The sequence below is a fragment of the Candidatus Kaelpia aquatica genome (assembly GCA_030765335.1).
In the GTDB taxonomy this organism is placed as follows: domain Bacteria; phylum Omnitrophota; class Gorgyraeia; order Kaelpiales; family Kaelpiaceae; genus Kaelpia; species Kaelpia aquatica.
In genome coordinates, this window is sequence record JAVCCU010000017.1 from 20,012 (window position 1) to 29,384 (window position 9,373).

Genomic DNA, 9,373 nt, shown 5'->3' on the forward strand with positions numbered 1-9,373 from the left:
ATAATTTAATTAATTGCAACTAATAGTTTAAAATTTAGAAACTAAAAAAACAAGAGAAATATAATAAATGCCCCACATAGGACTCGAACCTACGACACCCGGTTTAGGAAACCGGTGCTCTTCCGTACTGAGCTAGCGGGGCTTATTAAGAATAATAGTTTAGAAAACTTTAGGGTATTTTACAAGGAGGAAAGAATTATTTATCTTAGAACTTTAATAAAAACATCAACTATCTCAGGATCAAATTCAGAACCTGCTGACTCCCTAATAATCTTCACAGCTTCTTCTTCTGGGTAAGCCGCCCTATAAGGCCTATCGGATATTAAAGCTTGATAGACATCTGCTACAGCAACAATACGAGCACCAAAAGGTATCTCTTCCCCTTTTAAACCATGAGGGTAGCCCTGACCATTCCATCTCTCATGGTGATAAAGAATATAGGGTATTAAATCATGTAGGGCATGTATCGGCCTTATGATATCTACCCCTATTTGCGGATGTCTCTTAATTATATCATACTCTCTTTTGGTAAGCTTTTTATTCTTATGCAAAATATCCTCACTTATTCCTATCTTACCCAGGTCATGTAAAATAGCCGCCTCTCTCACTCTTTCAATCTCATCTCTAGGCAGAGAGAACGCATCTGCAATAGCTACAGCATACTGAACTGTCTGTTCAACGTGCTCTCCTGTATAATGATCTTTGAGCTCTATTGTTTTTGCAAAAGCAAACACGGACTCTATTAAACTTTGATTAGCCTTTTTTGTAAGGTCTTCAAGTTTACCCCTTAGAAATCCTACACTTGCATTCTCTGCTTCAACCTCAGGCATCCTCTTTCCATCAAAACCAACATCCTCTAAAGAATAAACCCTATTACCACCTGCATCCTTAACCTTGCTTAAAATCTTATAGCCTATATTTATTAAATCCTTGCCCTCTAAGATCATCTTATCTACTTTGTTTAATTGAACCGTCTTATCTGAAGGATACCCAACAACGGCCACGCTTAGAGTAAACTTTATTCTCTGCTTATTATTTCCAAACTCTTTTACATTTATATCATCCAATACTCTACGAGCAAGCTTTAAAGAAGTTATCTTATCAGTGCTCGGACAAAGTACAATAAATTCTTCTCCTCCAGAGCGAACAACAATATCATAACGCCTAACCATTCTCTTGAGATGCCTAGAAAACTGTTTTAATACACTATCTCCAAAATTATGTCCATAGACATCATTTATAGATTTAAAATAATCTATATCAAATAAAATCAATGAGAACGGATGATAATACCTGCGAGCTCGAGAAAATTCAGCCTCAATGATCTCATTTAAATACTTATTGTTGTAGAGTCCAGTTAATGAATCTTTCATTATAAACTTTTTCATTCTTTCGTGAGATTTCAAAAGAGCTTTATTGAGACTATCCAAAGATCTCTCGGCACTCTTTCTCTTTGTTATCTCAAGCGTAGTCTCAACCATTCCTATTGTCTCACCTTTTAAATTTTTAAGCAGGCACCCCTTTATCGACCAAGTACGACCATCAGGAGAAGTCATCTCAGATTCCTGAGGTAATCCTGTCTCTTTTGCTCTTATTACAGGACAACCAATACAAGGCGTTTCTCGATTGTGCCAAACTCTATAACATTTTTTACCTACCAACTCCTCTAGATTCTTACCAACAGAATCTGCCGCAGCCTTATTGACCCAGACCAAATTATTATAAAGATCATGGTATACTACATGCTCGCAAATACTATTTAATATCAGAGACCTCTCATGCTCTACTCTAATAAGCTCTTCCCTTATACGCCTAGATTCGGTTATATCCCGTACAGTAGTAACCATTCTTACAACATTACCATCTTTTATTATTGGAATCTTTTTTGTCTGAGTAATTACACAAGAACTTCTTACTCTATTTTTTTCAACAGTTGTTATAGACTTCCCACTCTTAAAAACATCCTCACACTCTTTTAAGATATTATCTTTTAAAAAAGGAAAGACATCAAAAATACTCTTCCCAATAACATCACTATTTAAACCCAAAACCTTAAGCCATTTTTTAAAAGTTTTATTAATGAGTAATATTTTAAAATCAGAATCAACAACATGAATTGCATCTGGCATAGAATCAAGCGTCATCTTACATTGCTCTTCAGAATAACGCAGATTATCCTCTACTTCTTTTTGTTGAGAATGAAATCTATGTAGATCGTGAATTCTATCTTGGAGTACTCTGACTACATCAGAAAAGTGAATTTTTGTACTAACTTTCATATTGCTTTCTAATATCCTCCAAACTCTAATATAAATAAAAAAGCAGCTTATTTATTAAGCTGCCCTAATATACCTATTTAAAAAACATCTTGTATCAATAACCACCTCTTTGTGGTTCTCATGTATTATTTATACCACTTTATAAAGAGTATGTCAAAATTATTCTATTTTAAGATTTCAAATAAACGAGAATAATAAAGACCGAGATTAAGAACCATGCCATCTGCTTGAAATAAGGCTTCAACTTTATTTCTAAAATCAGTGTTAGTAACATCGGCAGCTATAACACCTATGCTTATTAAATCAGGAGAGAGCATTCCAAGGTTTGAATAACTTGAGTTATCATCAAAGTAGATAACAGCTCTACTTGGAAAGTCTTGCACAATCTTTTGAAGATAAACACCTTTTGTATGAGCTGGTGATAATTCAGCAGGAAGAGCCTGAACTACTCTACCTTCAAAACAATCAGACCAGCAGAAAGAACCATCCTCTTCTCTGTCTAATTCTTGAAGACGACTACATACTTCATTTACATCGGCTTCTGTTATAATCCAAAGCTCTATATCTTTCCTTTTAAACTCTACCAACATTTCTCTTACATTAATTTTTAAGAATAAAATCTTCAACCAATCTATTGCACTCTACCTCATCATTATCTGCAGTACGTAAGAAAATTTGAAGCTGACTTAAGACCTCCCCACCTCTTAAATCACTGCTAATCGCTAATTGGGTTAATTTGTTCATAGAAAACACAACATGCTCCTTTGAACCTTTGAAATCAGACCAACCTTTATCATTTTCTAAACTACGCATCATTCTAAAAATAAAATAAGCATCTCTTTTAACCTCTGCTACGCTTAGAACCATATCCATAAGACTACTAAACCCGCCTTCTATATTCTTTAGTCTCTCCGCTAATACAACTAAATCACTAACAATGGAATGCAAATACTTATCTTCATTTTTATCTGACAACTGTAGGGTAGAACCTAGTCTTTTAAACTCCTCCATATAACTATAGAAAGATTCTGGGTCTTCTGAAAAAATATTCTTAAGATCATTTAGATACCCTTCCGTTGCTTTAGAATCTAAGTGGAATAATCCTACAAAAACCTGCTCAATATCAACATTACAAACTTTTCTTGCTTCAGAATTACTAAAACATATCGTTAACAAAACTAACACCAATATAAAATACTTAATATTGCTCCCTCTTTTTATTCTTTAAAAATCAATAACGCTTTCTTTGAACAATAGCTACATCGCCTTCTCTAAAATTATATAGCACAGGAAAAACACTTCCAGACAAAATTCTTAAAGGCATATTATCAAAAATAAGACTTGTAAATCTAAGACCTGATGCATTAAGCACAGGCGTACCCATGCCACGTAAAACTACAGATAGATGTGCAGTGCCACTACCTCTCTCAGATATAACACCGACTATTCCACCTTCACCTACAAAATTAAATATATCAGAACTAGCATCAGGTGACATTATCGTCTTACCTTCTAAGTCTATTCCCCTTGAAGTAGCAGAGCCATAACGCACAGCTACTATATCTTCATTATCAAACCTTATACCATTAGAAGAAAAAGATTTTATCAAAGGAATATTTGCACAGCTAAAAGTCATTCCTTCTGATTCAGTTATTACGTAATATATATCAAGATTGTTGTCTTCTAATTCTTTTGCCATAATAAGCACATTATGGTTTTCATCATAAGGTAAAACACTTAAAACCATAAGACAGTCAGCCGCCTCTGCAACGTCAAGTGTAGCGCCTCTTAATATATCTTCTCTAGGAACATTTAAATTATAAGAATAACTACGCATATGAGTTAAAAAGTCAACTAGATCTCTAGAATCCATCTGCAATTGAGGGTATGTTGCATACATCATTTGCTTTAAAGAATCTTTCAGGGATTCAATAGCTCTTAAAGGCGAAAGAGCTATATTAACATCATACATGTGTGCCCATATAGATTCTGCATTTGGAAAAATATTTTGATGTTCTTCAGATATTTCTTGATATAATTGGCTAAAAACCTGAAACCTTTCACCTACCAATATATTGAACCAGTTTTCAATATTAGACGTACCAGCCAATTCACCATGCATAGAAGATGCCATCTCATTTATTACATGCTCTAAATAGACAACTTCTCTTTCTAAACGTTGGCCAAAAGATACTACCTCTCCCCTGTAATCACGTTGCATATTTATCTCAAATGGATTAAGACCTATATTGCTATTATTGTATAACCATAGCCTACTAACAGTATACCTATCTAAAACAATAGACTCTGCAAACAAGCTTAGCGCTAAAATAATTTCATCCTGACCCTGAGTTGTAACTTCATATCTTCCTGCATAAGAATCATCTAATCTTCTTTTATAATATTCGGCAACAGATATAGCCTGCTCCAATATGCAGCAACTTACCCTTCTATCAAAAATCAATGTTGCAACTCTAATCTCTTCAGAATAATCATCATTAAGTATTACCTCTGATAAACTTCTTCTAATTTGAATCAAGTCATTTATTGAATCTATTGCCGTACGCCCTAAAACTAGATACTCTAGCCTATCTAATCTTTCATCAAAAGGCATCTCAATAACACCTTCAACCTCGCTTACCCAGCATTCATAGGCAGGCTTCAAAGCTGAAACACTTTGCAACCTATATGGTTTCTGTAAAATATTCAACATCTTTGTCAATTCACTATAAATTTCATTAGATGAAACATCTGCTAATTCTAAATTTAATTTGGAAGGATCTGATTCACTAAATATATTAACGTCACCATCAGAGACTATTCGACCGCTACTTTCTAAAAAAGCTACTGCCTTTTCTACCTCTGCTACGGACACCACCATAGTCATAGCAATCTGTCCATGGCGAATATTGCCCCAATCTTTAGCTTCTGTATAGGATATCTCTGCTCCCCCTCTAGCTTCAGCTTCTTCGATGTAAGATACAAATTTCTCTCTGTTAACGCGTCCTGGAAGACATCTCAAAAGGGAATTCAGCATAAACCTTGTAAAAAATATATCGTTACTTGGTTCTGCATCTAGCCTAAATATAAAAGCAGAGAGTCTATCATCTATTTCCCATAGCTCTAAAATAGTATCTAAATTTTCAGCTACATCAGTAAGATTGTCAGCCAAACCAGGCATCAACTGTAATCTCATGTCTGATAAGAGAGCTGTTAAAAAAGCTGTCAATACTTTAGTGTGTTCCCCAGATATCTGATCTATATTTTTAGATATATAACTAAGATTAACAACTACATCATTCCAATCAAGAAAAAGGTGATTATGAATTCTAACGCTAATCTCTTCATCGCTTAATCCAGAATTTAAAAGAGATTCGATATTTATACTTACATGGCTACTACGAACTATATCTAAATAGCTAGGGGTTAAAGTGCGCCTAGAAGATAGATTTAAATTATCTAAATTAAAAATAACACCTAAAGAAGGTAGGCATAAAGATAAAATAATACCACTCAATATAATATATTTAAACAACTTCAACTTATCCCCCATATGTAATATTTATACCATGTAAAAAATAACTTACAAATTTTTCAGTTACAACAATTAAAAGAAAGCCCGGCTAAATATTGTTTAAGCCGGGCTTTACAATCTAATTATCTACTTTAAAATATCAATCGTCTAAATTTTCATTGGCCTGTTCAGGGTCAATCTCTGCTGCAACATCCTCAGCAGGAGCTTCTACAATCGGCGCTTCAACCCAAAATACTCCATCTCTCCTTAACATATAGTCTGTATATCTAGTGGTATCGTTCAAGTTATTACCATTACTAACCGCTGTTGGAATAATAACAACAGGGCGCTGAGTATAAGGATCCATTCCCTCTAGATAGGCAACTATGTATGTACCAGGTTCAGCATTTTCAACAAGCTCACCCATAACAGTCCCTACATTCTGACCTAAAATAATATCATATTCTGTTGGATTCGTACCTCTACCTTGATAGTTCCAGAGAAGCTCATTAACCTTAGAGGCTCCGTTTGATTTAATAGCCTGAATAACGAAATGTCTGGCACCTGCAAGTTTAGCTACATTACCAAACTCGTCAAGCTCTAGATTAGCAACCATATTTGCAAACTGTTCTGCAAGACCTCTATTTGCATGTAACATATCTCTTAAAAGCTCATTCTTAACAGATAGATATACTTGATCAACGCTTAAGGTACCATCTCGCCATCCCTCTCTAAAATCATTATCTCCTTCTTCGCACTCTTCTAGTATCCTCTTCATCTCTTCATTTACTTCTGTAGGCACAAAACCCTCTGAAACTAGAACAACCACACTGCCTTCCTCTCTATGCACCCTAAGAGCCTCTTCTGCAATACTGGCTAAAGAGGTGGGTCTCTCAGGTACAAGACTCATAACTGTATCTCTGTACTCTATTATCTTTCTCTGTGTCTCTGGGTCAAGTTGATCAAAGTTAGCCGGATATCTCGCAGATGTTCCATGAGTAACATTTCCGGCTTCGCGACCAAAGTCTTCACCAACATGAACCTGGTTGTGGCTAGCAGCATTTTGGACAGCAGACCAGAAGCCTTTCTGGTATTCTGTAACAGCAGATACAGCACCTAAAGACTGGACAGCTACATTCTCTATCGGAATATTCACCTCTTCACCTTCAGGTGAGATAATTATACGTCCTGATATTGAAACATCTTTATCCATCGACTTAGGTGTTGCTACAACTACCATACTTGGATTACGTTCTCCCGTAGCAAGCGCAGCACCTAAATGATCATCTCCTCCAGTAGAAGCCATAAAACTAAAACCTGCTACATTATCCCAGGCATTCTGTGCAGTTATCTCTGTTTCGGGCTTATTTGGATTAACTTCAAAAGGATTGCCTCTAGCTGAACCTAACGGAGTAGAGGATTGAGTTATAAAACTACTAGCAAGAAGTGAATCAACATAGATAAGATGCTGATTGAACTCATCAGGAGCTACCACCAAACCATCTCGAGCATGTGATACTCCAAAGACACGTAATCCTGTATTATCCATCAAATACTGAGCGAAACTTCCTATTGCAGCTCCTAAACCTGCACAGTCTCCTCCACCTGTAAAGAATAGACCAGCATCAGGTCGCTCAGTTATATCTATCACCTCTGACTGTGTTATAAGTATTAAACGTCCATCTAAATATGCATCTATAGTCTCAGATGCCGTAATACCATCTGCAAGCACTAGCCTCTTTCCTGTCTCACTTATACGGGCAGCTGTATCACCATTAATTCTCTCAATAAGCATCCCGTCAACACTAAGTATATTCTGCAAGGCCATATGAGCAGAGTCTTCCGTTACAATTAAACCGACAGAACCAAACGCCCTGAAATATTCCATGGCAGAGTCATAAGCAGCCTGATATATCGTATCTACGTATACCTGGGGTATCTCTCCAAATTCACCCCTAAAAAGAGGTTTATTGGCAAATTTGATATTTTTATCGAACCACTCTGCGTTACTAGAATATTTAGATCTTTGATCACCAAAATTATCCAAGACCCACTGAATTATTCTTCTACGCATCTCGGTCGGAAGATTGGCAAACATGATATTCTGCCAATTAGTGGCAACATTGGCCTTTCCTATCCCACTCTTAGGGAAAAGAATCATATTCTCTAAGGATGTTCCGCTGGTACCGTGCTGAGCAACAATAACTCCATAAGGAGCAATAGCTTCTGCAACTTCAGCAGTTCTTTGAACACTTATGCCTAACTGAGGTATTACGTTTCCCTGAGCATCAAAATTATTACCATGCGCAGTACCATTGTGTATTGCTAAGAAATCAGGAAATACACCTCTTGCCTGAAGTGCTCTTATATATACAGTTGCTTCAAGTACGGATGTTAAAGCCTGCTCCCCTGTTTTAGGATCAATTTTTCCAATCTCGCCAACCTCAACCTCTAACCCCATGCCTTCAGGCATAAACTGGGCTAAATAAACAATAATATCTATATTGTCTTTTAGTTCAAGGTAGGTCTGAATCGTTGCTGCTATATTTTCACCTACACCTTCAACATCTCGCAACTCATCTAAGTTGCTAAACTCGCCATGGTCTATTATTTGTTGCGCTAATACCTTACCTACATCAGGAATGAGCAATAGATCTTCAAAAGATAGGCTATTGAGCCTCTCTGTCAATTTTACAGGATCTAATTCCATACAATGTGAGGGATCAAGTGCAATAGCTGAAAAACGAGCTTGAACTTCTGCCTTAACAAGTGCCTCGGCTGCAGCAATCGCTTCTGGAGTATTAGACTTAACAGATGTATGGTCACCATGAATAACAAAAGGTACATTACAGTTTAACTCAAAAGCTATTCTATTTATCATCTCTGACAACATAAGAGGAGTAAGACCAGTATAAGCAGATTTTAATGAAGCATCGGGGTCTACATTCATCTCGCTTGCTGCAAGCTCAAATATAATTGGAGTACCTGCATCCATAGCAGCCTGCATAACAGCTCTTATTGTTATCTCTGGCACACTTCTTGGGTTAACTGCCATTACAGCAGCCTCTCTACCTGAAGAGTTAACAATGCTCAACATTTCGCGATATGTAACAAGCATCGGATGAACGGCTACTGCTTGAGTAATATCCATTGTACGGCGAGAAACTAACTCATAAGAACAACTTGAACCATCTTTGAAAATAAAAACACTACCTACCAAAAACCCAACTATAGTCACAAATAGAACTGTATTTTTTAACAGTCTCTTACCCATTTTCCCCTCCTTCTAAATTAAAATTAATTAATTAATTATAAAAACAGAATAATTTCTTATTGAAACATAAAGGAAAAACATCTGGTAAAAATAAAGGAGCAGAGGCAGAATAATTAAACAGTTTTTTAAAACTAATTCCATCTTCTACTCCTTTATAGTAATTTAAGTTTTACGGTTGCCCTGGAACATAAGCATTCTCACCTAGCACGTTGGATATATCAAGTAACTCTTCTCTGGTTAATCCAGGATTTTCTTCCAGAAGAGCCCACATCGTCATAGTGCGCATAAATTGACGTGTATATCCAA

General features: G+C 36.1%; 5 protein-coding genes and 1 tRNA gene. All 6 read right to left on the reverse strand.

What is annotated here, in order from left to right; all coding sequences use genetic code 11:
• Window positions 1-68: 68 nt before the first annotated feature.
• Window positions 69-142, reverse strand: a tRNA-Arg gene (locus P9X27_02905).
• A 58-nt stretch (window positions 143-200) separates the two neighbouring features.
• Complete coding sequence (locus P9X27_02910; protein MDP8253329.1) at window positions 201-2,279, reverse strand: diguanylate cyclase; 2,079 nt, start codon at window positions 2,277-2,279, stop codon at window positions 201-203.
• A 164-nt stretch (window positions 2,280-2,443) separates the two neighbouring features.
• On the reverse strand, window positions 2,444-2,905 hold the full coding sequence (locus P9X27_02915; GenBank protein MDP8253330.1) for a hypothetical protein: 462 nt from the start codon (window positions 2,903-2,905) through the stop codon (window positions 2,444-2,446).
• Window positions 2,880-3,464 carry a hypothetical protein gene (locus P9X27_02920; protein ID MDP8253331.1) on the reverse strand — a complete coding sequence of 195 codons (585 nt, stop codon included), beginning with the start codon at window positions 3,462-3,464 and terminating at the stop codon, window positions 2,880-2,882. The genes P9X27_02915 and P9X27_02920 overlap by 26 nt, the downstream gene beginning before the upstream one ends.
• Before the next feature lie 46 nt (window positions 3,465-3,510).
• Entirely contained in the window at window positions 3,511-5,820 is a 2,310-nt protein-coding gene (locus P9X27_02925; GenBank protein MDP8253332.1) for a hypothetical protein, read from the reverse strand.
• Between the two features lie 133 nt (window positions 5,821-5,953).
• Window positions 5,954-9,067, reverse strand: coding sequence for a class II fructose-bisphosphate aldolase (locus P9X27_02930; GenBank protein MDP8253333.1), 3,114 nt, complete (start codon window positions 9,065-9,067; stop codon window positions 5,954-5,956).
• Between the last annotated feature and the right edge of the window lie 306 nt (window positions 9,068-9,373).